Origin of the sequence: Streptomyces sp. SID12488 (genome assembly GCF_010548275.1) — a bacterium.
In the GTDB taxonomy this organism is placed as follows: Bacteria; Actinomycetota; Actinomycetes; order Streptomycetales; family Streptomycetaceae; genus Streptomyces.
This window is the reverse complement of the sequence record NZ_JAAGLT010000046.1, coordinates 23,064-49,072: the sequence shown is the minus strand read 5'-3', so window position 1 is coordinate 49,072 and position 26,009 is coordinate 23,064. Positions and strand designations below refer to the sequence as shown.

The window sequence follows — 26,009 nt, the reverse complement described above, 5'->3', positions numbered from 1 at the left end:
TTCACCGTGTTTCGGTGGTCATAGCGTGAGGGAAACGCCCGGTTACATTCCGAACCCGGAAGCTAAGCCTCACAGCGCCGATGGTACTGCAGGGGGGACCCTGTGGGAGAGTAGGACACCGCCGAACTCCTTTTATAGCTCCGGCTCTCGGGCATACCGCCCGAGAGCCGGAGCTTTTTTGCGTTGAGGTAAGGTCAGGGGGCATCGTTGGCTCGTTTTCTACAGGAGGCCCCCGGGTGGAGGTCCAGGAGACCCGCGTCCAGACAGACCGGGTCCTCACCATCCCGAACATCCTCAGCATGGCGCGCCTCGTCGGCGTACCCGTCTTTCTCTGGCTGATCCTTCGGCCCGAGTTCGGCGGTCCGAAGAGCGACGGCTGGGCACTCCTGGTGCTGATGCTGAGCGGGATCAGTGACTATCTGGACGGCAAGCTCGCGAGGCGCTGGAACCAGATCAGCGGTCTTGGCCGGCTCCTTGATCCTGCAGCCGACCGGCTCTACATTCTCTCGACTTTGGTCGGCCTCACCTGGCGCGAGATTCTGCCAATCTGGTTGACCGCTGCACTGCTGGCGCGAGAGCTGGTTCTGCTGGTGATGGTGGGCATCCTCAGACGTCATGGGTATCCGCCGCCGCAGGTGAACTTCCTGGGGAAGGCCGCTACGTTCAACCTGATGTACGCCTTCCCGCTACTTCTACTCAGTGACGGAAGTGGATGGCTCCCGTCACTCGCTGCTATTTTCGGATGGGCGTTCGCCGGATGGGGTACAACCCTGTACTGGTGGGCAGGAGTCCTGTACGTGGTACAAGTTCGCCGGCTGGTCCGTGCGGACCCCATGGCCGATTGAGCTCGCCGATTGGGCGACTGTAGTGGCTCGATGGCCCGCTTCGAAAATGTGCGGGACAATCTGGACGGGTGAAGTCGGCTAGACCGTTTCTTCAAGGAGGACGCTTCCGACATGAAGGCCGTCGTGATGGCCGGAGGCGAAGGCACGCGCCTTCGCCCAATGACCTCAAGCATGCCCAAGCCGCTCCTGCCAGTGGCCAATCGGCCGATCATGGAGCATGTGCTGCGGCTGCTCAAAAGGCATGGGCTCAACGAGACAGTCGTCACTGTTCAGTTCCTGGCCTCGCTCGTCAAGAACTACTTCGGTGACGGTGAAGAGCTCGGGATGGAGCTCACCTATGCCAATGAGGAGAAGCCACTCGGTACCGCCGGAAGCGTCAAGAACGCCGAGGAGGCGTTGAAGGACGACACCTTCCTCGTCATCTCCGGTGATGCGCTGACTGACTTCGACCTCACCGAGCTCATCAATTTCCACAAGGAAAAGGGTGCGCTCGTCACTGTCTGCTTGACGAGGGTGCCCAATCCACTGGAATTCGGGATCACCATCGTCGACGAGGAGGGCAAGGTCGAGCGCTTCCTCGAGAAGCCGACCTGGGGGCAGGTCTTCTCCGACACCGTGAACACTGGCATCTACGTCATGGAGCCCGAAGTCTTCGACTACGTCGAGGCTGATGTCTCCGTCGACTGGTCCGGTGACGTCTTCCCGCAGCTGATGAAGGAAGGACGGCTGGTCTACGGCTACATCGCCGAGGGGTACTGGGAAGACGTCGGTACGCACGAGAGCTATGTGAAGGCGCAGGCCGACGTCCTTGAGGGCAAGGTGGATGTCGAGCTCGACGGCTTCGAGATCTCGCCCGGTGTGTGGGTCGCGGAGGGCGCCGAGGTGCATCCCGATGCAGTGCTCCGCGGTCCCCTCTACATCGGGGACTACGCCAAGGTCGAGGCCGGCGTGGAAATCCGCGAGCACACCGTTGTCGGCTCGAACGTCGTCGTCAAGAGCGGAGCCTTTCTGCACAGGGCCGTGCTGCACGACAACGTGTACATCGGCCAGCACAGCAATCTGCGTGGCTGCGTGGTCGGGAAGAACACCGACATCATGCGCGCGGCGCGGATCGAGGACGGAGCGGTCATCGGCGACGAGTGCCTCGTCGGTGAAGAATCGATCATTCAGGGGAACGTACGCGTTTACCCGTTCAAGACGATCGAGGCCGGCGCTTTCGTCAACACCTCGGTGATCTGGGAATCGAGAGGGCAGGCGCATCTCTTCGGTGCCCGTGGAGTGTCCGGCATCCTGAACGTCGAGATCACGCCCGAGCTGGTGGTGCGGTTGGCCGGCGCATATGCGACGACCTTGAAGAAGGGGTCCACCGTCACGACCGCCCGCGACCACTCCCGCGGTGCTCGCGCGCTGAAACGTGCGGTCATCTCCGCGTTGCAGACCAGCGCCATCGACGTACGGGACCTGGAGAACGTACCGCTGCCGGTGGCTCGGCAGCAGACCGCTCGGGGGAGTGCCGGGGGGATCATGATCCGGACGACGCCCGGTGTGCCTGATTCCGTCGACATCATGTTCTTCGACGGGCAGGGGGCAGATCTTTCGCAGGCAAGTCAGCGGAAGCTGGACCGGGTGTTCGCGCGGCAGGAGTACCGGCGCGCGTTCCCCGGGGAGATCGGGGATCTGCATTTCCCGGCCAGTGTGTTCGACTCGTACACCGGTTCGTTGCTGCGAAACGTCGATACGACCGGGATCGCGGAGTCCGGGCTCAAGGTTGTCGTGGATGCGTCCAACGGCAGCGCGGGACTTGTGCTGCCCAGTCTGCTCGGGAAACTCGGGGTCGATTCGCTGACCATCAATCCCGGTCTCGACGAGTCCAGGCCGACGGAGTCCGCGGATACCCGGCGGTCCGGGATGGTGCGTCTCGGGGAAATCGTGGCGTCGGCAGGTGCCGCCTTCGGTGTGCGTTTCGACCCGGTGGGTGAGCGGCTTTCACTCGTCGACGAGAAGGGGCGGATCATCGAGGATGACCGGGCGCTGCTCGTCATGCTCGATCTGGTGGCCGCGGAACGCCGGAGTGGGCGAGTGGCGCTGCCGGTGACCACCACCCGAATTGCCGAGCAGGTCGCCGCCTATCACGGCACGCAGGTGGAGTGGACCACTACATCGCCCGACGATCTGACCCGGGTCGGGCGCGATGAGTCGACCATCTTCGGCGGGGACGGGCGCGGTGGTTTCATCGTCCCCGAGTTCAGCAGCGTGTTCGACGGTTCGGCGGCCTTCGTACGGCTAATCGGGCTGGTCGCGCGGACGCAGCTCACGCTCAGCCAGATCGATGCCAGGATTCCGCGGGCTCACGTTCTGAAGCGGGATCTGGCGACTCCCTGGGCCGTCAAGGGGCTTGTCATGCGGCGGGTTGTGGAGGAGGCCGGAGACCGGTTCGTCGACACGACTGACGGGGTGCGCGTGGTCGAGACCGACGGGCGTTGGGTGATGGTTCTGCCCGACCCGGCAGAGGCCGTCACGCATCTGTGGGCCGAGGGACCGGACGACGCTTCCGCTCAGGCACTGCTCGACGAGTGGTCCGCCGTCGTGGATGGCGCCGGTCGCTGAATCGACGTCCACGCGCGCGTGCCGGACGGGAGATCCCCAAGGGAGCCTGTCCGGCACGCCGGTGGGGTCGTTCGGAGGCACTGGTCGCGACGTGGGACGATGTGCGGCATGCCGCAGCAGCCCCCCGTTCGGAGCATTTCCACGAGCCGAACCCGCCCGGACGCGTCCATGTCGCTGCTCACCAACGTCATGGACCACAGCCTCGACGAGGGGTATGCCGAGGCTGCCGCGCGTCGGAAGGCCGCGGGCGACGGCGGGCTGCCGAAGCCGCTGAGAGCGAAGCTGGGCCTTGCCGCCGGTCTGGTTCTCGCCGCTCTCGTGGTGACTGTGGGGGCGGCTCAGGCACGGATAGCGGCCCCTGTGATCGCCAAGGAGCGCGAAGAGCTGATCGACCGCATCGACCGGGAGACCGAGTCGGCCGACAAGCTGGAAACGACGGTCGACCAGCTGCGGGACGATGTGAGCGCGCGGCAGCGTGCGGCGCTGAAGTCGGAGGGCGGCGGTGAACAGGCCGACCTGGTGGGCATCCTGTCAGGGGCGACCGAGGTGCACGGGCCGGGTGTCAAACTCGTCGTGGACGACGCGAAAGAAGCCGACAGCGGTGCCGGCGGGGATGCGCGGGAGACCTCCGGGTTCTCCGACACCGGGCGGGTGCGCGACCGGGACATGCAGCGGGTCGTGAACGGGATGTGGCAGTCGGGTGCCGAGGCCATCGCCATCAACGGGCAGCGGCTGACGGCGCTGTCGGCGATCCGGGCCGCGGGAGACGCGATACTGGTCGACAACAAGCCGCTGGTGCCGCCGTACACGGTGCTCGCGGTGGGGGACGGCAAGCGGCTGAGCAGCAGGTTCCAGGACAGCGCCGACGGACTGTATCTGCACGCGCTGCAGGAGAACTTCGACATCCGGACCAGCATCTCCGTGGAGAGCGACCTCCGGCTGCCCGCCGCACCGAGCGTGATCGTACGTACAGCACAGCCGAGAACAGAGAAGGGCACATCGTGATCGCGGTACTGGGCCTCGTCGTGGGCGTCGTGGCGGGACTGTTGGTCCGGCCCGAGGTGCCGGCGGTCGTCGAGCCTTACCTTCCCATCGCTGTCGTCGCGGCCCTGGACGCCGTGTTCGGCGGTCTGCGGGCGATGCTCGACGGGATCTTCGTCGACAAGGTCTTCGTGGTGTCGTTCCTGTCGAACGTCGTCGTGGCCGCGCTGATCGTCTTCCTGGGCGACAAGCTGGGCGTCGGTGCCCAGTTGTCCACAGGTGTCGTGGTGGTCCTCGGTATCCGTATCTTCTCGAATGCCGCGGCGATCCGCCGGCACGTCTTCCGGGCCTGACGCCGATGAGTGACAACGACAAGAACGACGCGAGCGACAAGCACCCCGAGGCGGGCGAGAAGCGATTGCGCGAGGAACTGCCCGAGGAGGTCCCTGCCACGCCCGCGGAGTCCTCGGACGCGCAGGCCCTGGACGTGGGGGCCGCGGTGGACGGCGAGGAGACCGAGGCGTCCCTGACCGGCCGTCAGCGGCTGGGGAAGGGGCTGTGGCCGCCGCGGGTGACCCGGGCCCAACTCATCGTCGCGCTGCTGCTGTTCGGGCTGGGATTCGGGCTGGCGGTGCAGGTCGCGTCCACCAGTGACAACGACGGTGCGCTGCGCGGTGCACGTCAGGAGGATCTCGTACGCATTCTGGATGAACTGGATGACCGTACGCAGCGTCTTGAGGACGAGAAGCGCGGTCTCGAAGATCAGCGGACCGAGTTGGAGAACAGCTCGGACCAGGCTGAGGAGGCCCGGAAGCAGACGGTCGAGAAGGAGCGGCAACTGGGCATCCTGGCGGGCACGGTGGCCGCTCAGGGGCCCGGGATCACGCTGACCATCGAGGACACGAAGGGAAAGGTCGAAGCCGACATGCTGCTCGACGCGATCCAGGAGTTGCGTGCGGCCGGTGCCGAGGCGATCCAGGTCAACGGTGTGCGGGTTGTCGCGGGGACCTTTCTGGCGGACGAGGACGGTGGGGGAGTGAGCGTCGACGGGAACAAGATCGACGCTCCCTATCGTTTCAAGGTCATCGGTAAGCCGCAGGACCTCGAACCGGCGCTCAACATCCCCGGAGGGGTGGTGCAGACTCTGGAGAAGGAGCAGGCCACCGTTACCGTGGAGCGGGCGGACAAGATCGTCGTGGACGCCTTGCGAGCGGCGAAGCAGCCTGACTACGCTCGGTCGTCCTCCCAGTGAACCGGGGGTGCATGGGCGCTGTCCGGGGAGGGCATGAGGTTGCGGGGGGTCGGCGCACCGAATGGGTGGTGCGTGGTGGAAACTGTCAGGTGGCGGCGGACGTTGTGAAGGTGTCCGGGTCTACCGGTAGGTGCAGTCAGGGTTCGTCCTGCCCCACGGGCGGGTCTGTTTCGGTCAAGGGGAATCGCCCGTGAAGTTGTTTGCGAAGTTGTTCGGCAAGAGCGCACGAGAGGGCAACAGCGACAACGCGACCGCCCGTCATCGCGCACAGCCCGACGCGGACGGCCAGCGTCCGCTGTTCCGGGATCAGGTCGGCGGTCCGGGCGGTGACGTTCCGGGAGGTCAGGGCGCGCCGTCTGTTGACCCTGCCCAGTCCGGGCGCATAGGTTTCGGGGAACCGTCAACCTCAAGTTCGGGTGGAGAGTTTCCCTCCGATCCGTATGCGTCCAATGCCCCGGCGGGGCAGCCGCGGCAGGAGGATCCGTCGATGTCGGCCCTGGTGTGTACGAGGTGCGGTAACCGCAACGCGGAGAACAGCCGCTTCTGCTCCAACTGTGGTGCGCCGCTGCGGCCCGGGGTCACCCCCGAGCGTCCGTCGGAGACGACGTCCACGATCTCCATCTCCGGCATTGAGGCGTACGACGCCGAGGTGACCGGTCAGACGCAGATGCCGATGCTCTCGCCCGAGGCGCAGGCCGCGGTGGACGCGCTGCCGCTCGGGTCGGCGCTTCTGGTGGTGCGCCGTGGCCCGAACTCGGGCAGCCGCTTCCTGCTGGACAGTGAGCTGACCACGGCCGGGCGTCACCCGCAGAGCGACATCTTCCTGGACGACGTGACCGTGTCGCGTCGGCACGTTGAGTTCCGCCGTGCCCAGGACGGCATGTTCACGGTCGCCGACGTGGGCAGCCTCAACGGCACGTACGTGAACCGTGAGCGGATCGACCAGGTTGCTCTGTCGAACGGTGACGAGGTGCAGATCGGCAAGTACCGGCTGGTGTTCTACGCGGCGAGCCAGCGGGGCTACTGACCCTTCTCCGGACTGAGTCCGGGGGAACCCCAGGGAAGGTCCATGCTTCAAACACCGAGCGGCGATGCCGGGCACGGCATCGCCGCCGCGGACAGTGGGCTGATGAGCATCGGCACAGTGCTGAACGCGCTGCGCGACGAGTTCCCCGAAGTCACCATCTCCAAGATCCGTTTCCTGGAGTCGGAGGGGCTCATCGAGCCGCAGCGGACCCCGTCGGGGTACCGCAAGTTCAGCCCGGAGGACGTCGAGCGTCTCGGCCATGTCCTGAGGATGCAGCGGGACCACTATCTGCCGCTCAAGGTGATCAGGGAGTACCTGGACGCCATGGAGCGTGGGGAGGCCGTTCCGCTTCCCACCGTCGGCCGACAGCGGGACGGCGAGCCGGTCCTGGAGCCGGAGGGACCCACCGCCGTCCGGATCGGCCGCGCCGAACTGCTCGCCGCCGCCGAGATCGGTGACGAGGAACTCAAGGAGTGGCAGTCGTACGGGCTGGTCGCGCCGCTGCCCGACGGGTCGTACGACGCGGAGACGGTCACCGTCGCCGCGCTCGTCGCCGAGCTGGGGCGGTTCGGGATCGAGCCTCGGCATCTGCGGGTGATGAAGGCCGCCGCCGACCGTGAGGCCGGCCTGGTCGACCAGGTGGTGGCCCCCCTCAAGCGTCACCGCAATCCGCAGACGAGGGCCCTCGCGGAGGCCCGCAGCAAGGAACTGTCGGGGCTCACGGTGAAGCTGCACGCGGCCCTGGTGCGGATCGCGCTGGGAATGCGGCAGCCCTGAGCGCGGAGGGCAGCTGGAGTGCGGATCGGCCACCCGTTCCGTGCCCGACTACCCAAACGTCCCGGGCACGGCCTAGGGTTGCTGTGTGAACGAGCTCGATGTCGTAGGTGTCCGGGTCGAAATGCCCTCCAACCAACCGATCGTGCTCCTGCGTGAAGTGGGAGGCGACCGCTACCTTCCCATCTGGATCGGACCGGGTGAGGCGACGGCGATCGCCTTCGCCCAGCAGGGCATGGCCCCCGCACGACCGCTGACTCACGACCTGTTCAAGGACGTGCTGGAGGCCGTCGGCCAGGAGCTCACCGAGGTGCGCATCACGGATCTGCGCGACGGTGTCTTCTACGCGGAACTGGTGTTCGCCAGCGGAGTCGAGGTGAGCGCCCGTCCGTCCGACGCCATAGCGCTGGCGCTGCGTACCGGTACGCCGATCTACGGCAGTGACGGAGTGCTCGATGACGCCGGGATCGCGATCCCGGACGAGCAGGAGGACGAGGTGGAGAAGTTCCGCGAGTTCCTCGACCAGATCTCCCCCGAGGACTTCGGGACCAACAGCCAGTGAGCCGCGACAGCGACGGCTGACGAGGCTCGGGCCGCCCCACGCACCCATTGGTCGGTGGGGCGCGTCTTTTGGACCGTGACGTCACGGATGATGGCAATTGCCAGCGGCGTGTGAGAGCGTCCTGCGGCCCACACGGAGCACATTCGGCTAGCCTTTCCCCGCGGTGGGGCACGGGAAACCACTCCTAGGGTGATTATCACTCGGCGTGCCGAGTGTGGCGATCGTTGACGCACCCCTGGTGACTGCCTACCGTCGATAAGGCAGTTCAAGGACGGAGGTCGGCGTGAGAAGCAGCGGCGACGGTACGGCTGGGGGTGCCCCCGGACGCGGTCTGGGGGAGAGCGGCCCGTACCCTCCCCCAGACTCTCGGCTCCGCTCGAGCTGGGGGGACCCCCATCACGGCAGCGCGGCCGATCACGTTCCGCGGCGGCCGACGGCTGTAACAGGCAGCGGAGGGACGACTTCCATGGCGTCCGAGGAGATCGGCTACCGCGGTCCCACGGCGTGCGCGGCGGCCGGCATCACATACCGGCAGTTGGACTACTGGGCACGCACCGGCCTGGTCGAGCCGAGTGTGCGGCCCGCGCACGGATCGGGGACGCAGCGGCTCTACAGCTTCCGGGACGTTGTGGTCCTGAAGATCGTCAAGCGCTTTCTCGACACCGGTGTCTCGTTGCAGAACATCCGTACGGCGGTCCAGCATCTCCGGGCGTGCGAGTTCCGAGATCTGGAGCGCATGACGCTGATGAGCGACGGTGCGACCGTCTACGAGTGCACTTCGCCCGATGAGGTGCACGCGCTGCTCCAGGGCGGGCAGGGCATTTTCGGTATCGCCGTCGGCGTGGTGTGGCGGGATGTAGAAAGCGCTCTCTCGCAGTTGCACGGGGAGCGCGTCGACACCGGCGAGACGCTCGTCGGGCACAACCCCACGGACGAACTGGCGCGGCGGCGCAACCGGGCGGTCTGAGCTGCGCTCTGGTGTTCCGGGGCAATGTCAGTGGCGTAGGGCAGCATCGGTGGTGTGAGAAACGTGCCCACGATCCTGCATCTCGACATGGACGCCTTCTTCGCCTCGGCGGAGCAGGCGTCCAAGCCGAGTCTGCGAGGGAAAGCCGTTGTCGTGGGCGGGCTGGGGCCGCGTGGGGTGGTCGCGACGTGTTCGTACGAGGCTCGGGTGTTCGGGGTCCACTCCGCGATGCCGATGGCCCAGGCGCGGCGACTCGCGCCGAACGCCGCGTATCTCGTGCCGAGGTTCGGGTTCTACCGGTCGATCAGTGACCAGGTCATGGCGCTGCTGCGGGCGCTGTCGCCGCTGGTGGAGCCGCTCAGCCTGGACGAGGCGTTCGTCGACCTGGAGGCCGGGCAGGCGGCCTGGGACGAGGCGTCGGCGCGGTTGGCCGGGAGCAGGCTGCGCGCGGACATACGGGCGGTCACGGGGCTCACGGGATCGGTGGGGCTCGCCGCCTCCAAGATGCTCGCGAAGATCGCCTCGGAGCAGGCCAAGCCGGACGGGCTGGTCGCGATCGAACCGGGGACCGAGCGGGCAATGCTCGGGCCCATGTCGGTGCGGACCCTGCCGGGGGTCGGCCCCGCGACCGGGGACCATCTGCGGCGCATCGGGATCAGTACGGTCGACGAACTGGCCGAGGCGGGCGAGGCCGAGCTTGTACGGCTGCTGGGCAAGGCGCATGGGCACGCGCTGTACGCGATGGCGCTGGCGCACGACGAGCGGCCCGTGGTGGCCGCGCGGGAGACCAAGTCCGTGTCGGTCGAGGACACGTACGACGTGGACATCCACGACCGGGTGCGGGTGGGGACGGAGGTGCAGCGGCTGGCGGACCGGTGTGTGCGTCGGCTGCGCGGTGCCGGGCTGTCCGGGCGGACCATCGTCCTCAAGGTGCGCCGGTACGACTTCTCCACGCTTACCCGGTCCGAGACACTCCGGGGGCCCACGGACGACCCCGGGGTGGTGCGTGAGGCGGCGGCCCGGCTCCTGGAGTCGGTGGACACCACTGGGGGCGTCCGGCTGCTCGGGGTCGGGGTGAGCGGTCTGGCCGACTACACGCAGGAGGATCTGTTCGCCCAGGCCGCCGGGGAGCTGGCGGCACTCGAGCCGGTGGAGGAGGCGGAGCGCGATTCCGTCGAGGAGCAGGAGGCGTCCGCCGAGCGGCGCTGGACCTCGGGGCACGACGTGCGGCATGCCGACTTCGGGCACGGGTGGGTGCAGGGGAGTGGGCTGGGCCGGGTGACCGTCCGGTTCGAGACGCCGGAATCGGAGCAGCCGGGTCGGGTGCGTACGTTCCGGACCGACGATCCCGCACTGGAGCGGGCGGACCCGCTGCCGTTGGTGAACCTTGCGCCGCGAAGACCCGACGGTCCGGATGAGGAGCCGGTGGATCAGACGTCCTCCGTGCCCGCCAGCCTGCCGAAGTCGTGGTCCGGGAACGGGGGAGGGGGAGCCACATCGAGCCCGTAGTGGTGGTAGAGCTGCAGCTCCTGCTCCGGGGAGAGGTGGCGGCCCACGCCGAAGTCAGGAGCGTCCTTGATCAGGGCGCGCTCGAAGGGGATGCGCAGCTTGCCGTCGATCAGTTCGCTGGGCTCCAGAGGCACGAAGGCGTCCCTGCTGAAAAGCCCTGTCCTTATGGCCGCCCACTCCGGCACTCCCGTCGCGTCGTCGAGGTAGACCTCGTCGATCGTGCCGATCTTGGTGCCGTTGCGGTCGAAGGCCTTGCGGCCGATCAGGTTGCGCGGATCGATGTCGGTCTGCACGGGCCCTCCCAAAGGTCGCAACTCATCCGTAAGAACCACAAAAGAGCACTTCGGGTAAGGCGGCCACTCGAAGGTGTGTGCGTGGGCCCGCTGATAGGCTGGCCAACGGCTGCTGACCCTGTGCGGGAGAGTCCTCCGGAACCTCGGAGGGCGCCGAAGGAGCAAATCCTCCCCGGAATCTCTCAGGCCCCTGTACCGCACGGACGAGGTCACTCTGGAAAGAAGAGCGGATGCCGACGGCTTCCGCTCTCACCGACGGTGAAAGCCGGGACGTCAGCGCGTTGGCGGCCCGGTGAAGCTCTCAGGTTGAGATGACAGAGGGGGAGGCCGTTCGGGCACCCGTGCCGTGGTGCCCCTCGAAGGTCGCGACGACCAGGAGGCCTCCGTAATGACCGCCCACCGCACTCCGCTCGCCGTACTCGAACAGGGAACGCCCTTCGAACGGCGTCACATCGGGCCCGACCGCGAGGACCGGGCCAAGATGCTCGCGCAGGTCGGATACGGCTCGCTCGACGAGCTGACGGCCGCCGCGGTCCCGGATGTGATCAGGAACGCCGACGCCCTCGATCTGCCGGGCGCCCGCACCGAGGCCGAGGTGCTGGCCGAGCTGCGGTCGCTGGCCGACCGGAACCAGGTGCTGGGGTCCATGATCGGACTCGGGTACTACGGGACCTTCACCCCGCCGGTCATCCTGCGGAACGTGATGGAGAACCCGGCCTGGTACACCGCGTACACGCCGTACCAGCCGGAGATCTCCCAGGGGCGCCTCGAAGCGCTGCTGAACTTCCAGACCATGGTCGCCGACCTCACCGGACTGCCCACCTCCGGTGCCTCGCTGCTCGACGAGGGCACCGCGGCCGCCGAGGCGATGGCGCTGTCGCGGCGCATGGGCAAGAACAAGAAGGGGCTCTTCCTCGTCGACGCGGACGCCCTGCCGCAGACCATCGCCGTGATCGAGACACGGGCCGAGCCCGTCGGTGTCGAGGTCCTCGTCGCCGACCTGAGCGCGGGCATCCCGGACGACATCGCCGGGCGCGAGATCAACGGTGTGCTCCTTCAGTACCCGGGCGCCTCCGGTGCCGTACGGGATCTGAAGCCCGTCGTCGAGCAGGCGCACGGGCTCGGCGCCGTGGTCACCGTCGCCGCCGACCTGCTCGCCCTGACGCTGCTGACCTCGCCCGGTGAGTTCGGCGCGGACATCGCGGTCGGGACGACCCAGCGGTTCGGCGTGCCGATGGGCTTCGGCGGGCCGCACGCCGGATACATGGCCGTGCGCGAGCAGTTCGCGCGCAGCTTGCCCGGGCGGCTCGTGGGTGTCTCCGTGGACGTGGACGGCCACAAGGCGTACCGGCTCGCCCTGCAGACGCGGGAGCAGCACATCCGCCGCGAGAAGGCGACCAGCAACATCTGCACGGCCCAGGTCCTGCTGGCCGTGATGGCCGGCATGTACGCCGTCCACCACGGGCCCAAGGGACTGCGGACCATCGCCAGGCGCACCCACCGGTACGCCACGATCCTCGCCGCCGGGCTGACGGCGGGCGGCGTCGAGGTCGTCCACGGGGCCTACTTCGACACGCTCACCGCGCGGGTGCCCGGGAAGGCCGCCGAGGTCGCCGCCGCCGCGCGGGAGCACGGGGTCAATGTGCACCTCGTCGACGCCGACCGGCTGTCCGTCTCCTGCGACGAGACCACCACGCGGGCCCAGCTGGGCGCCGTATGGACCGCGTTCGGGGTCGACGGTGACATCGAGGCGCTCGACGTGTCCGCCGTGGACACGCTGCCGGAGGCGCTGCTGCGCACCGACGAGATCCTCACGCACCCCGTGTTCCACGAGTACCACTCCGAGACCGCGATGCTGCGTTACCTGCGTCGGCTCGCCGACCGTGACTACGCGCTCGACCGGGGCATGATCCCGTTGGGCTCCTGCACCATGAAGCTCAACGCGACCACGGAGATGGAGCCGGTCACCTGGCCCGAGTTCGGCCAGTTGCACCCCTTCGCGCCCGCCGAGCAGGCGCAGGGCTATCTGACGCTCATCCGTGAGCTGGAGGAGCAGCTCGCCGAGGTCACGGGGTACGACAAGGTCTCGCTCCAGCCGAACGCCGGGTCGCAGGGTGAGCTGGCCGGACTGCTCGCCGTACGCGGGTACCACCGGGCCAACGGCGACGAGCAGCGGACGGTCTGTCTGATTCCGTCGTCCGCGCACGGGACCAACGCGGCCAGCGCCGTCATGGCCGGTATGAAGGTCGTCGTCGTGAAGACCGCCGGGGACGGTGAGATCGACGTCGAGGATCTGCGGGCCAAGATCGAGCAGTACCGGGACGAGCTGTCGGTGCTGATGATCACGTACCCGTCCACGCACGGGGTGTTCGAGGAGCATGTCGCCGACATCTGCGCCCAGGTGCACGAGGCCGGCGGGCAGGTGTACGTCGACGGGGCCAACCTCAACGCGCTGGTGGGACTGGCCAAGCCGGGGCACTTCGGTGGGGACGTCTCGCACCTGAATCTGCACAAGACGTTCTGCATCCCGCACGGGGGCGGTGGGCCCGGCGTGGGCCCGGTGGGGGTGCGGGAGCACCTCGCGCCCTATCTTCCCAACCACCCCCTGCAGCCCGCAGCCGGGCCCGAGACCGGTGTGGGGCCGATCTCGGCGGCGCCCTGGGGTTCCGCGGGCATCCTGCCGATCTCGTGGGCGTACGTCCGGCTGATGGGCGGCGAGGGGCTGAAGCGGGCCACGCAGGTGGCCGTGCTGAGCGCCAACTACATCGCCAAGCGGCTGGAGCCGCACTACCCGGTGCTCTACACCGGGCCCGGCGGGCTGGTCGCGCACGAGTGCATCATCGATCTGCGGCCGATCAGCAAGGCGACGGGCGTGAGCGTCGACGACATCGCGAAGCGGCTGATCGACTACGGCTTCCACGCGCCGACGATGTCGTTCCCGGTTGCCGGGACGCTGATGATCGAGCCGACCGAGTCCGAGGACCTGGGGGAGCTGGACCGCTTCTGCGCGGCGATGATCGCCATTCGTGGCGAGATCGAGAAGGTCGGCGCAGGCGACTGGCCGGCCGACGACAACCCGCTGCGGAACGCGCCGCACACCGCCGCCGTGCTCGGCGGGGAGTGGACGCACGCCTACACGCGCGAGGAGGCGGTCTTCCCGGCCGGGGTCTCGGCGGCCGACAAGTACTGGCCGCCGGTGCGCCGGATCGACCAGGCCTTCGGTGACCGGAACCTGGTCTGCTCCTGCCCGCCGCTGGACGCCTACGAGGAGTAGTCACCCTCGGAGATGCGTCGGGGCCGGTTCGCAGCAGATGTCTGCGGGCCGGCCCCTCTTCGTCTGTTCGGTTGTTCAGGCAGTCGCTTCGGGGAGTCGCTCCTGACGTCTGGAGGCTGCCCTTCGTCCGTGTGTGCGGCCGTCACGCGGCAGTCATCACCGCCGGGCGGTGCGGGGCGATGATCTGGCCGTCGGGCAGGAGCTCACCGGTGTCCTCGAAGAGGAGGACGCCATTGCACAGCAGGCTCCATCCCTGTTCCGGGTGGTGCGCCATGAGGCGGGCGGACTCCCGGTCGGTGGAGTGAGCTGTCGGACACGGCGGCTGGTGCTGGCACATTGATGGGATCTTTCGCTCTGTCGTGGAGTGTGAGATGGCTGTGGTGTCTGTCTTGCGGCTCGAAGCACTGTTCATGGCCGCCCCCCGTTGTGATAAATCGTTTCGAACCCAGTGTTGCCCCACGGGCGTCAATCCGCAGGTATTTAGCCGCACCACTTCTCACAGGTTTAAGACGCATCACCCGGGCGGACGGTTCAGCCCAACTGGGCTGTCCCTTTGGGTGGTTCCTCATGGCCGGATAGGGCTAGTCCGGACGGGCGGCAAACCTTCAATGGCTCGTACGAGCGTAATGACGCCCGAAAGAGCAACGTACCCCGCCGTCGGAAATTCGACGGCGGGGTACGTGAGAATACGGAGAGTGTCGTGTCGTGTGCGGTCAGGAGGGAGAACTCAGCAGTGGAGCCGGAGTCACCCGATGGGTCAGGACGGGGAGCAGTTCCGCGACCCGGTGCGGACGGTGGGCGGCGATACCCGGCGGGGCCGGCGCCAGCGGGACGAGCAGGTCGGTCGCGGCGAGATGTCCCTCGGCTCCGTCGGCGGTGATGTCGCCGTGCAGCCAGAGCGTGAGCATGTACAGCCCGGGGACGGAGAGCAGGCGAGCCTGGTAGGGCTGTTTCATCGTCTCGGCCTGGCGCAGGGCGCGCTCGGTGGAGGCGATGTAGGGGCCTTCGAAGAAGTGCGAGAAGGCCCAGCCGTCGGGGGTCAGCATGGTCTCGGCCGCGGCCACCGCGCGGTCGCCGGCGCGGATCAGGAAGCGCCAGCCGGTCAGCCGGGTGGCGGACGTGCCCTCGGGAGTGATCCGGTCCAGGACGTGCACGGGCAGAGGGAGTTCGGGGGTGAGGAGCCCCTGGGCGTTGCGGAGGGACGGGGTGCGAGCCTCGCGGACGGCGGTGGGGGAACCGAGTGCCGTGAGGACGGTGCGCAGTGCGGGTGCGGGAGCCGGGGGGACATGCAGGGGCATGGTGGAACGCCTCTCATTCGACAGGCACGGTGGCGCGAGGGCGGGGGCGGACGGCGCTGTCAGCTCTCGAAGTCTCGGGGCCGAAGAGGCGAGGACCGGGTGCACTGACGGGGTGCGGCCTGCCGACGTCACCTGGACGGCAGGACCCAGGACCTGGGCGCCGACTCTCTGCCCCTGTTCGCGGAGTTTATACGACACGTGTTCTGGCTATGTTTCGTCTAACTGTTTTCCGCGTGAAGAGCAAGGGCCTGTTCAGTCGGTGTTGAGCGGTGTTTCCACTGATTCCCGGCCGGTCGTACGGCGATGACCTCGGTAGATGTGCCGGAGGCGGACGGCCAATTGTCGTCGGCGTTTTTCACGAGTTCGCAAGTGGGCGAAACTGTCGGGTCGCACCGGCCGGAACCGCCTGCTGCGCCATGCCGGACGAATGTGCCGCGGGTCACGTGGGCCAGCGTAGTGGGTGACGGGAACGCGTGGGACGTTATCGATCGCGTTTGGTGGGCATTATCCCACGTGACCCGGGACATCAGCGGCCGGATCTTCGGCCCGCCCATTCGAGGAGGGACGCTCCGATGGGGGAGAAGGTCGTGGCGGGGCCGTTCGACCTGTCCGATCGCCAGCGCTACCGCACCAAGCTCCGGCAGTGTCTGACGGGGCTGGAGCGGCTGCTGGCCGAGAAGCGGTTCGACCGCCCCAAGAATCTCCTGGGCCTGGAGATCGAGCTGAATCTCGTCGGGCCCGACGGCATGCCGAAAATGATGAATGGGCAAGTACTCGAAAGGATCGCGAGCCGCGATTTCCAAACAGAACTCGCCATGTTCAATCTGGAAGTCAACATTGCTCCCCATCGTCTCACCGGCCGGGTATTCGACCGGCTCGCCGAAGAGCTCCGCACGTCACTGGCATATGCCCACCGGAAAGCGAACGAGGTGGACGCGGGGATCATGATGATCGGCATTCTGCCGACGCTCGAACGCGACGACCTGGTCTCCTCCAACCTTTCCGACGTCGACCGCTACGTCATGCTCAACGATCAGATCGTGGCAGCCCGCGGCGAGGACTTCACACTCGACATCGAGGGCGTGGAGCGCCTCTCGTGCACGTCGAAGTCCATCGTTCCGGAGGCCGCCTGCACCTCTGTGCAACTGCACCTACAGGTCACTCCGGCGCGGTTCGCCGATGTGTGGAACGCGGCGCAGGCGATCGCCGCCGCGCAGGTCGCGATCGGGGCCAACTCGCCGTTCCTGTTCGGCCGCGAGCTGTGGCGAGAGTCGCGGCCCCCGCTGTTCACCCAGTCCACGGACACGCGTCCGCCGGAACTCCAGGCGCAGGGCGTACGGCCGCGCACCTGGTTCGGGGAGCGGTGGATCTCGTCGGCGTACGACCTCTTCGAGGAGAACCTGCGCTACTACCCGGCGCTGCTGCCGATCTGTGACGACGAGGATCCGCTGAGCGTCCTCGACGCCGGAGGCGTGCCGAAGCTCGGCGAGCTCGTGCTGCACAACGGCACGGTGTACCGCTGGAACCGCCCGGTCTACGGCATCGCGGACGGCGTTCCGCATCTGCGCGTCGAGAACCGGGTGCTGCCCGCCGGGCCCACTGTCACGGACGTCATCGCCAACGCGGCCTTCTACTACGGGGTCGTCCGGGCACTCGCCGAGGAGTCCCGGCCCGTGTGGACCCGGCTGCCCTTCGAGGCAGCCGCGGCCAACTTCGACGCCGCCTGCCGGCACGGCATCGACGCGCGGCTCCGCTGGCCCCGGGGTGGCCGGTTCGGTGGCACGGCGGAGGTCGACGCCGTGCAGCTCGTACGGGACGAACTGCTGCCGCTCGCCGCGGCCGGCCTCGACGCGTGGGGGGTCGAACCCGCCGACCGGGACCTGTACCTCGGGGTGATCGACGAACGGTGCCGCCGACGGGCCAACGGAGCGTCCTGGCAGGTGGCCACCTTCCACCGGGCGCTGGAGAAGGGGCTGTCCCGGGAAGCCGCGCTGGCCGCGACCACCCGTCGCTACAGCGAGCTGATGCACCTCGGGGAGCCGGTGCACACCTGGCCCGTGGGGCTGCCGGAGCCGGTGCCCCTGGGTTGATCGCCCCAGGGGCGACGAGTGCCGTCGCGATGACTCCCGTGCGGCGGCCGGCGCGTGCACGGGGGTCACCCGCGCCCTCCTCAGGCGGATCGGGCAAGCTGTGATGTCCCATGACGGTGGTGTCCCTCCCTGGTCAACAGCACACGTGCCGCGAGACAGCCGTATGAGCTGAATCGGCCGCACGGGCCGTATGGCAGGGAAAAGGGGACGCACGCCGACAGCGGCGGGACTACACAACTGGAGGCAGGAGTGCAGGTGGAGGCGGGTGCGGTGGCCGGTTCTGTTCCTGAGGAGCGGCCGTCGCGACGGACTCTCCGGGACGAGACGCTGTTGGTTCTGGGGCTTTCGCTCGGGGCGAGCGGTGTCTCCGCCCTGATCAGCTTTGTCGGTTCGGTCACGAAGCCGGGCGGCCTCAAGGACCAGGCGGCCACCCTCAACGCCTCGGCGGCGCCGGGTCGGCCATGGCTGGATCTCGCCTGGCAGCTCTTCGGCATCACGACGTCGCTGGTACCGGTCGCCCTGGTCGCGCACTTCCTGCTGCGCGAGGGGAAGGGGCTGCGCACACTGGGCTTCGACCGCACCCGGCCCTGGCCCGACCTCGGTCGCGGGGCCGCCGTCGCGGCGGTGATCGGGAGCAGCGGAATCGCCTTCTACCTGGCGGCCCGTGGCCTCGGCTTCAACCTCACGGTGGTGCCGGAGGCGCTGCCCGAGGTGTGGTGGAAGTTCCCGGTGCTGATCCTCTCGGCGGTGCAGAACGCCGTCCTGGAAGAAGTGATCGTCGTCGCGTATCTGCTGCGTCGGCTGAAGCAGCTGGGGTGGAGCCCGGGGACGGCACTGGTGGCCAGTTCCGTCCTGCGCGGGTCGTACCACCTGTACCAGGGCATCGGCGGGTTCATCGGCAACATGGTGATGGGGGTGGTGTTCGTGTACCTCTACCGGCGGTGGGGGCGGGTGGGTCCGCTGGTCGTGGCGCACTCACTGCTCGACATCGGGGCGTTCGTGGGGTACGCGCTGCTGGCGGGGAAGGTGGGGTGGCTGCCTACGGCTTGAGCTACCGGGGCGGCTGGAGTGGACGGGAGAGGGGCGTACGAGGGTTTCGTACGCCCCTTCCCTGTGCCCTCAGACGAGCAGCTCGCCGTCGATGGTGGTGACCGCTCGGCCGGTCAGCAGGGTGCGGTCGCCCCGGAGTTCCGTGCGGACCAGGCCGGTGCGCGCGGAGGCCTGGAGGCCGGTGAGGTCGGGGCGGCCTAGGCGCTCGGACCAGTAGGGGGCGAGGGCCGTGTGGGCGCTGCCGGTGACCGGGTCCTCGTCGATGCCGATCCGGGGGAAGAAGCAGCGCGAGACGAAGTCGTAGCCCTCGGCGGGGTTGTCCGCGCGGGCGGTGGCGATGACGCCGCGTTCCGAGTGTGCGGTGAGGGCCTTGAGGTCGGGGGTGAGACCCAGGACCGTCTTCTCGTCGGCGACCTCGATCAGCAGGTCGTTGATGCTCGGGCCGGTGTCGAAGGCCGCGAGCGGCTCGGCGCCCAGGGCCTCGGCGACCCCGGCGGGCAGCTCGACTCGGGTGAGCGGGGCGGTCGGGAAGTCGAGGGTGATCGAGCCGTCCTCGTGGGGCGTCGCGCCGAGGACACCGCTGAGGGTGGCGAACCGTACGGGGCCCGAGTGGGAGCCGGTGGTGTGCAGGACGTGGGCCGTGGCGAGCGTGGCGTGGCCGCACATCGCTACCTCGGCGGCTGGGGTGAACCAGCGCAGCGCCCAGTCGGCCTCGCCGCCCTCGGGCAGACGGTGGGCGAACGCCGTCTCGGCGTGGTTGACCTCCAGGGCGATCCGCTGGAGCCGGGTGTCGTCCGGGAAGGCGTCGAGGAGCATGACGCCGGCCGGGTTGCCGGTGAAGGGGCGGTCGGCGAAGGCGTCGACGATTCGGATGCGCATGGGGACGACGCTAGACGGGCGGCGGGGTGGGGGACCAAAGCCAATTCCCGGGTGCTGGACCTGCTTCGGCGGCTGACCGGGTGGGTCAGGTGGGGGCGCTGGGGGCCGTGGGGCGTCAGGCCGCCGGGCGTACCAGGCCGGACTCGTATGCGAAGACCACCGCCTGCACGCGCGCGCGTGCGCCGATCTTGGCGAGGATACGGCTGACGTGGGACTTGACCGTGGTCGGTGAGATGGACAGGCGGGTGGCGATCTCGGAGTTGGACCAGCCGGCGGCGACCGCGGTGAGGACGTCGCGTTCGCGCCTGGTGAGCGCGCCGAGCTCGGTTTCCCGTTCCAGCGAGCCGATGGTGCGTTCGTGCCGGACGGTGTCGATGAGCGCGCGGGTGAGGCTGGGGGTGGTGACGGCGTCTCCGGCGGCCACGATACGGACGGCCGCGGTCAGCTCTTCAGGGGTGGCGTCCTGGGGAAGGAACCCGCCGGCTCCGGCGCGCAGGGCCGCGTAGGCGTGCCGCTCGTGGCCGGTGGGGGTCAGGACCAGCACGCGCGGGCGGTGTCCTGCGGCTCTCGCGGGCGCGGAAACCGGCAGCAGGGTGGGGGGCCGGGTGATGCGCCGGATGATGTCGACACCGTCGGTGTCGACCACCAGGTTGTCCATCAGGACGACGTCGGGTCCGAGCGCCGCGCTCATGCGAACGGCCTCGGCGCCGCTCGTCGCCTCGCCGACGACGGTCAGGTCGGGCTGGACCGCCAGAAGCATGCGAAGGCCGAGACGCTGCAGGGACTGGCGGTGTACGACGAGTACGGAGGCCATGGGGGGCACTCTCCTTGTACGAAACTGTTTCGTTCACCTTGGTTCAGCGTCAGCCTAGCTCTCGGCACTATCGAAACGTCGTCGTTTCTGATGTGGCCTGGGTCACTTCTTCACGGGGGTTGTCGACTGAGCCGGTCCGATATATCGTTGACGCATCGCGACAGATCAGCGACAAGTCAACGAATGGAGTGGTTGCGATGCGTTCCCATGGAGAAGAATTCGGTCCGGGCTTCGGTCCCGGACACGCACACGGTCATGGCGGCCCCCGAGCCTTCGGGCGGGGCGGCTTCGAGGGGCGGCGAGCCGCCTTCGGTCCCTTCGGGCCCGGATTCGGCGGTCCTGGTGGTCCCGGTGGCCCGGGCCCCTGGGGTGGGCGCGGAGGCCGGGGCGGACCGCGGGGCAGGGCGCGGCGCGGTGACGTCCGCGCGTCGATCCTGGCCCTGTTGAAGGACCGGCCCATGCACGGCTACGAGATGATCCAGGAGATCGCCGAGCGCAGTGGAGGGGCGTGGAAGCCCAGTCCCGGCTCGGTCTACCCCACCCTTCAGCTGCTGGAGGACGAGGGCCTGATCGTCAACGAGAGTGAGGGCGGCAAGAAGCTGTTCGCGCTCACCGAGCCCGGTCGCACGGCGGCCGACGAGGGTCCCGACGCGCCCTGGGAAGAAGCCGGGCGCAGTGTCGACTGGGAAGCGCTGAACGACATCCGTCAGGCCGGCTTCGGTCTGATGGAGGCCTTCGGCCAGGTCTGGAAGACGGGCAGTAAGGAGCAGCGCGAGAAGGCGCTCACGGTGATCAACGAAGCGCGCAAGAAGCTGTATCTGATCCTCGCTGACGAGGACTGATGGGCCGTCCTAGGAGACATGTCCGCCCCCGGCGGCGCGTCCCCCAGTGCGCACATGCGCCCCGCGGAAGTGTCCGCGGGGCGCCTGTGTGTTGTCGTACGGTGCTCGCGGCCGGGCTCAGGCGACCAGGCCGGCCAGCTTGCGCAGGGACTCGTTCAGGGCGGCTGTCCCCGAGTCCTTCAGCTTGCCGGCCATCAGGGAGACGGCCGCGCCGGTGAACTCCCCGTCGATACGGACGGTCGTGGCGTCGCCGTCGGGCGTGAGGGTGTACCGCGTGGCGACGATCACCGCCATCGGGCCCTTGCCCCGGATGGCCAGCGTGCGAGCGGCCTCCAGCTCCTCGATGGTCCACTCGACCTCGGCCGGGAAGCCCATCAGCTTCATGTTCTCCTCGAAGGTGCCGCCGACCTCCAGCGCGGAGGGGCCGCCCTTCGGGAAGCTCGTGTGGGTCGCGTTCCACGCTCCGTACGCCGACCAGTCCGTCAGCTGCGCCCAGATCTTCTCCGCCGGTGCCTGGATGTGTGCCTCCGCGCTTATTTCGGCCATGCGACCACCTCTGTGTCTCGGGCTGCGGTGTCGCGGAACGTAGCCGCAAGGGCTGGAACATTCAATACTGACGGGTCATCAGATCTGGTGCGGGGGCGCGGCCTCAGCCGACCCGCTGTATCTCCGCCGCGTCGAACAGGTCCCACGCGCGCGGGAAGGGGCCTTCGTCGTGACAGTGCCACGCCTCCCAGAACAGGTCGGCGAGCAGCGCGTCCTCCGGTGCGTACACCCGGTACACGTACTGTCTGCCGTCCGTGCCCGGCAGCGCCACCAGCCAGCACCTGCTCTCCATGTTGGAGTGGGACGTACGAAGGGGTGCCGTGGTTGCGCCCAGGGCGCGCGGAACGAGGGTGCGCGCCCCTTGCGTCGGTTTCCTGCCGGAGCGGCGTGATGTCCTCCGTAAGGAGGAGATTCCGCGCTCCGTGCCCACCCTCCGTGGGACCCGGAAATGGTGCCTCGCGCGGATGACCGGATCAGCTGGGACTGATGGGGTGGAGGTGTGCAATCCCGTATCCCCCGGCAGTCGACCACTGAGCACGGCGCGAACCGTGCGGACAACGATGCCAGACTCACCGCCGAGCTGGCAGCGGTGGTCGCCGGTGCGCGCAGGCGGGCGCTGCGGGACGGGGACCGGCAGATCGACACGGCCCATCTGCTGCACTCGCTCCTGGAGTCGGATCCCGAGGTGCGCGCGGTGTTCGAGGGCGGAGATCCGCAGGTCGCGCGGCTGCTCGGCTATCTCGTGCAGCGCAGCATCGGCTACGGGCTGCGCTGGCAGGGCTCGGTCGAGGACTCGGGGGCTGTGCCGGTGCTGCCGGGGACGGCGCATACGGCGGGCTGGTCGCCGGTCGCCGCGGGCGCGTTGGAGGAGGCGTGCGAGCGGGCCGGGCGCCGCGGTGACGAACGGCCCCGCGGGATCGATCTGCTCGCGGCGATCGTCGTGGATCCGCAGTCCCGGGCAGTCGAGGTGCTGCGACGGGGTGGAGTCGACGCGAGGGAACTGCCGGCGCGACTGCTGCAGGTCGAACTGATGGCGGCGGCGGGGCGTGAGGAGTACGCCGGGGGCGTTGACGGCGTCGGCTGAGGGGGCGGAGCGCGCACGGCGGTCCCCGGTGGGCCCGTCCAGTCGGTGAGACAGGTGTCATCGGGGGTGACGGTCATGTCGTCGCCTGTCATCATGTGCCGGTGCGTACGTCAGGGAGCGGTGAGGTCGGTCGGGGCAGGGGCGTCGGGCTCGGGCTCGCGCTGGTGTCGGCGGTCGCGTTCGGCGGGTCCGGGGTGGTGGCCAAGCCGTTGATCGAGGCAGGCCTCGATCCGCTGCACGTGGTGTGGCTGCGCGTGACGGGTGCCGCCCTCGTGATGCTGCCCCTGGCGGTGCGGCATCGCGCGCTGGTGCGTCGGCGGCCCGCGTTGCTCGCCGGGTTCGGCCTGCTCGCCGTGGCCGGTGTCCAGGCCTCCTACTTCGCCGCGATCTCCCGCATCCCCGTCGGGGTCGCTCTGCTCGTCGAGTACCTCGCGCCCGCCCTGGTGCTCGGCTGGGTGCGGTTCGTGCAGCGGCGGCCCGTGACCCGTGCCGCCGCGCTCGGTGTCGTCCTCGCGGTCGGCGGGCTCGCCTGTGTCGTCGAGGTGTGGTCCGGGCTCGGCTTCGACGCCGTGGGGCTGCTGCTGGCGCTCGCCGCCGCCTGCTGCCAGGTCGGCTACTTCGTCCTGTCCGACCAGGGCAGCGACGCGGGCGACGAGGCGCCGGACCCGCTCGGTGTCATCGCGTACGGCCTGCTGGTCGGTGCGCTTGTGCTGACCGTCGTCGTGCGTCCGTGGCGCATGGACTGGTCCGTGCTCGCGGGCACCGCGCACATGGACGGCACGCCCGTCGCGGCCGGGCTGTTGCTGGGCTGGCTCGTGCTGGTCGCCACGGTCGTCGCCTACGTCACCGGTGTGCTCGCCGTGCGGCGGCTCTCGCCGCAGGTCGCCGGTGTCGTGGCCTGTCTGGAGGCGGTCATCGCGACCGTGCTGGCCTGGGTGCTGCTGGGCGAGCATCTGTCGGCGCCGCAGATCGTCGGGGGCGCGGTGGTGCTCGTGGGCGCGTTCATCGCGCAGTCGTCGGCGCCCGCCAAGGGGTCGGCGGAGCCGGTCGCCCGGGGACCCGAAAAGGATGTGGCGGACCGCCGTACCGCCGCGTAGGGTCGCGATCATGCACGCGCGCGCGCTCGTCCTGCCGCCTCCGGCCGCCTGAGGCGGGCTCTCCGGGGAACATGTCCGACGTATCGCCGTCGGGCTGAACGGTGCTGCCCGCAGACGACGTCCGAGGACCCCGTGGAGCCCTGAGGGCCCGGGTCCTTTCGTCAACTTCCGTGCGGTGGGCGGCCTTTCGCTTTGCTCCCCGCGCGGCTGCGGAGAGACTCCCGTGTCGAATACCGTTTCCGGCCTGCCCATCGGGCGAGGCCTGCTCTTCCTGACCGTCGCCGGTGCCGCCTGGGGTACCGCGGGCGCTGCCGCCTCCCTCGTCTACCGCGTGAGCGACATGGGCCCCGTCGCCCTCTCCTTCTGGCGCTGCGCCGGCGGTTTCGTACTGCTGCTCCTCGCCCGGTCACTGCGTCGCCGTACGGCCGTCAGGCCCGAACCGAGGCGGCGCAAGGCCCTGCGTGCCGGTGTCACCGGCTGCTCGCTCGCCGTGTTCCAGACCGCGTACTTCGCGTCCGTCCAGGCCACCGGCCTCGCGGTCGCCACCGTTGTCACCCTGGGCGCCGGGCCCGTCCTCATCGCGCTGGGCGCCCGGCTGACCATGGGTGAACGGCTGGGGGCGGGCGGGATCGTCGCCGTCGCCGGGGCGCTCACCGGGCTCACCGTGCTGGTGCTCGGCAGCGCCGGCGCACAGGTGCGGCCGTCGGGTGTCGCATGGGCCACGGTGTCCGCGGCCGGGTACGCCGTGATGGCCCTCCTCACCCGCTGGTGGGGGCGGGACGGCACAACGGACGCGTTCGCTACGTCCGTCAGGGCCTTCGGCGTCACGACCCTCTGCCTGCTGCCCTTCGCACTCGCCGAGGGGCTCTTCCCGCACACCGGCGACGGCCTGCGGTTCGCGGGGCTTCTGGTGTACGTCGCCGCCGTGCCGACCGCCCTGGCGTACGGGTTGTACTTCGCCGGGGCGGCCGTCGTCCGCTCGGCGACCGTTTCCGTGGTCATGCTCCTGGAGCCGGTGAGCGCGGCACTCCTCGCCGTCACTCTGCTCGGTGAGCGGCTGACGGCGGCGACCGTCGCGGGCACCCTGCTGATGCTGGGCGCGGCTGCGGGGCTCGCGGTGGCGGAGACGCGCGGTGCCGCTGCGGACGGGGGTGCGGAGCGGCGGGCGGAGCCCGGAGGGGCGGTCGGCTGACTGTGAGACTCAGACGCCCTGCGAGGTCTCCGCCGCGTCGTCGATCGTGTCGCCGATGGTGTCGAGTTCCGCGATGGCGTCCGCCGGCAGTGTCAGGTCGGCGGCGGCGATGTTCTCGCGCAGGTGGGCGCGTGAGGAGGTGCCGGGGATGAGGACGATGCTCGGCGAGCGCTGGAGAAGCCAGGCCAGCGCGACCTGCTGGGGCGAGGCGTCGAGACGGGCGGCGACATCGGTGAGGGTCCGCGACTGGAGCGGGGTGAAGCCGCCGAGCGGGAAGAAGGGGGCGAAGGCGATGTTCTCCGCCGCGCACCGCTCGACCAGCGCGTCGTCCCCGCGGTTGGCCAGGTTGTAGAGGTTCTGCACGGTGACGACCGGGGCGATGGTCTGTGCCTCGGTCAACTGTTCGTCGGTGACCGCACTGAGCCCGAGGTGCCGGATCAGGCCCTCATTCTGGAGCTCCGCCAGGACTCCGAACTCCTCGCCGAGCGGCGCCGATCCGCTGGTCAGGTCCGCGCCGACGCGCAGGTTCACCACGTCGAGCACGTCCACGCCGAGGTTTCGGAGGTTGTCGTGGACGGCAGACCTGAGGCTTTCGGGGTCCAGCGCGGGCAGCCAGCCGGCGTCGCTGCCGCGGCGGGCGCCCACCTTGGTGACGATGCGGAGATCGGCGGGGTAGGGGGACAGGGCTTTCCTGATGAGTTCGTTGACGACCGCGGGCCCGTAGAAGTCGCTGGTGTCGATGTGCGTGATGCCACGGTCGACGGCCTCGCGCAGCACCGCCACGGCCTCTTCGGGGTCCTTGGGCGGCCCGAACACGTGAGGTCCCGCCAGTTGCATGGCGCCGTACCCCATGCGGGTCAGAGTCAGGCCCTCGGCAGGGGTGAGGGTTCCGCCGGAGACGGTGTCGGCCATGGTGATGCCTTTCGTCGCGTACCGCTGTGTTGTTGTTGCTGTTGTCGTCTGTCGTTCGTCGTCCGGGGCGACTCTGCCGTGATCGGTACGCGGGTGGCAGTACCCCGCTGTTCC

At 69.0% G+C, this 26,009-nt stretch carries 25 protein-coding genes, 1 rRNA gene and 1 riboswitch; of the genes, 18 read left to right on the top strand and 8 right to left on the bottom strand.

Features of this window, described 5'->3' with window-relative positions:
- Positions 1 to 10: 10 nt before the first annotated feature.
- The 11 genes from rrf (at position 11) to G3I56_RS40035 (ending at position 10,524) form a co-directional block, all read left to right on the top strand.
- Positions 11 to 127 (top strand): 5S ribosomal RNA (gene rrf / locus G3I56_RS40085).
- Positions 128 to 236: 109 nt separating this feature from the next.
- Positions 237 to 845, top strand: a complete 609-nt coding sequence (locus G3I56_RS40080; RefSeq protein WP_164418066.1) for a CDP-alcohol phosphatidyltransferase family protein — start codon at positions 237 to 239, stop codon at positions 843 to 845.
- Positions 846 to 956: 111 nt separating this feature from the next.
- On the top strand, positions 957 to 3,452 hold the full coding sequence (locus G3I56_RS40075) for a mannose-1-phosphate guanyltransferase (RefSeq protein ID WP_164418064.1): 2,496 nt from the start codon (positions 957 to 959) through the stop codon (positions 3,450 to 3,452).
- Between the two features lie 108 nt (positions 3,453 to 3,560).
- Positions 3,561 to 4,457: a DUF881 domain-containing protein gene (locus G3I56_RS40070; protein WP_239135391.1), complete on the top strand. Its 897-nt coding sequence runs from the start codon at positions 3,561 to 3,563 to the stop codon at positions 4,455 to 4,457.
- Positions 4,454 to 4,786, top strand: coding sequence for a small basic family protein (locus tag G3I56_RS40065; RefSeq protein ID WP_006376801.1), 333 nt, complete (start codon positions 4,454 to 4,456; stop codon positions 4,784 to 4,786). The genes G3I56_RS40070 and G3I56_RS40065 overlap by 4 nt, the downstream gene beginning before the upstream one ends.
- A 5-nt stretch (positions 4,787 to 4,791) precedes the next feature.
- Positions 4,792 to 5,685, top strand: coding sequence for a DUF881 domain-containing protein (locus G3I56_RS40060; RefSeq protein WP_164418062.1), 894 nt, complete (start codon positions 4,792 to 4,794; stop codon positions 5,683 to 5,685).
- A gap of 487 nt (positions 5,686 to 6,172) precedes the next feature.
- On the top strand, positions 6,173 to 6,712 hold the full coding sequence (locus G3I56_RS44920; RefSeq protein WP_275406961.1) for an FHA domain-containing protein: 540 nt from the start codon (positions 6,173 to 6,175) through the stop codon (positions 6,710 to 6,712).
- Between the two features lie 42 nt (positions 6,713 to 6,754).
- The gene (locus tag G3I56_RS40050) at positions 6,755 to 7,489 is read left to right on the top strand and encodes a MerR family transcriptional regulator (protein WP_164418058.1); all 735 of its coding nucleotides are present in this window, start codon (positions 6,755 to 6,757) and stop codon (positions 7,487 to 7,489) included.
- An 85-nt stretch (positions 7,490 to 7,574) separates the two neighbouring features.
- Positions 7,575 to 8,048, top strand: a complete 474-nt coding sequence (locus G3I56_RS40045; RefSeq protein WP_033327106.1) for a bifunctional nuclease family protein — start codon at positions 7,575 to 7,577, stop codon at positions 8,046 to 8,048.
- A 283-nt stretch (positions 8,049 to 8,331) separates the two neighbouring features.
- A complete protein-coding gene (locus G3I56_RS40040) occupies positions 8,332 to 9,015 on the top strand; it encodes a MerR family transcriptional regulator (protein WP_164418056.1) in 684 nt (227 codons plus the stop codon).
- A 54-nt stretch (positions 9,016 to 9,069) separates the two neighbouring features.
- Positions 9,070 to 10,524 (top strand): DNA polymerase IV, encoded by a 1,455-nt coding sequence (locus tag G3I56_RS40035; RefSeq protein WP_164418054.1) that lies wholly within the window; start codon positions 9,070 to 9,072, stop codon positions 10,522 to 10,524.
- Here the strand turns inward: G3I56_RS40035 and G3I56_RS40030 are convergent.
- The gene (locus G3I56_RS40030; protein WP_164418052.1) at positions 10,446 to 10,817 is read right to left on the bottom strand and encodes a PRC-barrel domain-containing protein; all 372 of its coding nucleotides are present in this window, start codon (positions 10,815 to 10,817) and stop codon (positions 10,446 to 10,448) included. The two genes, G3I56_RS40035 and G3I56_RS40030, sit on opposite strands and share 79 nt — an antisense overlap.
- A gap of 113 nt (positions 10,818 to 10,930) precedes the next feature.
- A riboswitch (glycine riboswitch) is annotated at positions 10,931 to 11,025 on the top strand.
- Positions 11,026 to 11,205: 180 nt separating this feature from the next.
- On the opposite strand from G3I56_RS40030, the gene gcvP reads away from it, so the two are divergent.
- Entirely contained in the window at positions 11,206 to 14,091 is a 2,886-nt protein-coding gene (gene gcvP, locus G3I56_RS40025; RefSeq protein WP_164418050.1) for an aminomethyl-transferring glycine dehydrogenase, read from the top strand.
- Between the two features lie 142 nt (positions 14,092 to 14,233).
- Here the strand turns inward: gcvP and G3I56_RS40020 are convergent, their stop codons facing one another.
- Positions 14,234 to 14,428: a DUF5999 family protein gene (locus tag G3I56_RS40020; RefSeq protein ID WP_164418048.1), complete on the bottom strand. Its 195-nt coding sequence runs from the start codon at positions 14,426 to 14,428 to the stop codon at positions 14,234 to 14,236.
- 376 nt (positions 14,429 to 14,804) lie between these two features.
- Positions 14,805 to 15,389, bottom strand: coding sequence for a hypothetical protein (locus G3I56_RS40015; RefSeq protein WP_164418046.1), 585 nt, complete (start codon positions 15,387 to 15,389; stop codon positions 14,805 to 14,807).
- A 572-nt stretch (positions 15,390 to 15,961) separates the two neighbouring features.
- Between G3I56_RS40015 and G3I56_RS40010 the strand changes: the two genes are divergently transcribed.
- Together G3I56_RS40010 and G3I56_RS40005 are read left to right on the top strand one after the other, a co-directional pair.
- Entirely contained in the window at positions 15,962 to 17,479 is a 1,518-nt protein-coding gene (locus tag G3I56_RS40010; protein ID WP_164418044.1) for a glutamate--cysteine ligase, read from the top strand.
- Between the two features lie 249 nt (positions 17,480 to 17,728).
- The gene (locus tag G3I56_RS40005) at positions 17,729 to 18,529 is read left to right on the top strand and encodes a type II CAAX endopeptidase family protein (protein WP_164418042.1); all 801 of its coding nucleotides are present in this window, start codon (positions 17,729 to 17,731) and stop codon (positions 18,527 to 18,529) included.
- Positions 18,530 to 18,598: 69 nt separating this feature from the next.
- Here the strand turns inward: G3I56_RS40005 and G3I56_RS40000 are convergent, their stop codons facing one another.
- Complete coding sequence (locus tag G3I56_RS40000) at positions 18,599 to 19,408, bottom strand: PhzF family phenazine biosynthesis protein (RefSeq protein WP_164418040.1); 810 nt, start codon at positions 19,406 to 19,408, stop codon at positions 18,599 to 18,601.
- Between the two features lie 115 nt (positions 19,409 to 19,523).
- The gene (locus G3I56_RS39995) at positions 19,524 to 20,222 is read right to left on the bottom strand and encodes a response regulator transcription factor (RefSeq protein WP_164418038.1); all 699 of its coding nucleotides are present in this window, start codon (positions 20,220 to 20,222) and stop codon (positions 19,524 to 19,526) included.
- Between the two features lie 197 nt (positions 20,223 to 20,419).
- Between G3I56_RS39995 and G3I56_RS39990 the strand changes: the two genes are divergently transcribed.
- Positions 20,420 to 21,064: a PadR family transcriptional regulator gene (locus G3I56_RS39990; protein WP_164418036.1), complete on the top strand. Its 645-nt coding sequence runs from the start codon at positions 20,420 to 20,422 to the stop codon at positions 21,062 to 21,064.
- 117 nt (positions 21,065 to 21,181) lie between these two features.
- Here G3I56_RS39990 and G3I56_RS39985 read toward each other — a convergent pair whose 3' ends face one another.
- Positions 21,182 to 21,610: an SRPBCC family protein gene (locus tag G3I56_RS39985; RefSeq protein ID WP_164418034.1), complete on the bottom strand. Its 429-nt coding sequence runs from the start codon at positions 21,608 to 21,610 to the stop codon at positions 21,182 to 21,184.
- A 103-nt stretch (positions 21,611 to 21,713) separates the two neighbouring features.
- Positions 21,714 to 21,902 (bottom strand): hypothetical protein, encoded by a 189-nt coding sequence (locus G3I56_RS39980; protein ID WP_164417973.1) that lies wholly within the window; start codon positions 21,900 to 21,902, stop codon positions 21,714 to 21,716.
- 207 nt (positions 21,903 to 22,109) lie between these two features.
- On the opposite strand from G3I56_RS39980, the gene G3I56_RS39975 reads away from it, so the two are divergent.
- From G3I56_RS39975 to G3I56_RS39965, 3 genes are all read left to right on the top strand, one after another.
- Positions 22,110 to 22,694, top strand: a complete 585-nt coding sequence (locus G3I56_RS39975; protein WP_164418032.1) for a Clp protease N-terminal domain-containing protein — start codon at positions 22,110 to 22,112, stop codon at positions 22,692 to 22,694.
- Positions 22,695 to 22,789: 95 nt separating this feature from the next.
- Positions 22,790 to 23,791 (top strand): EamA family transporter, encoded by a 1,002-nt coding sequence (locus G3I56_RS39970; protein WP_164418030.1) that lies wholly within the window; start codon positions 22,790 to 22,792, stop codon positions 23,789 to 23,791.
- A 223-nt stretch (positions 23,792 to 24,014) separates the two neighbouring features.
- Positions 24,015 to 24,983, top strand: coding sequence for a DMT family transporter (locus G3I56_RS39965; RefSeq protein ID WP_164418028.1), 969 nt, complete (start codon positions 24,015 to 24,017; stop codon positions 24,981 to 24,983).
- Between the two features lie 9 nt (positions 24,984 to 24,992).
- Here G3I56_RS39965 and G3I56_RS39960 read toward each other — a convergent pair whose 3' ends face one another.
- Complete coding sequence (locus G3I56_RS39960) at positions 24,993 to 25,895, bottom strand: oxidoreductase (RefSeq protein ID WP_164418026.1); 903 nt, start codon at positions 25,893 to 25,895, stop codon at positions 24,993 to 24,995.
- Between the last annotated feature and the right edge of the window lie 114 nt (positions 25,896 to 26,009).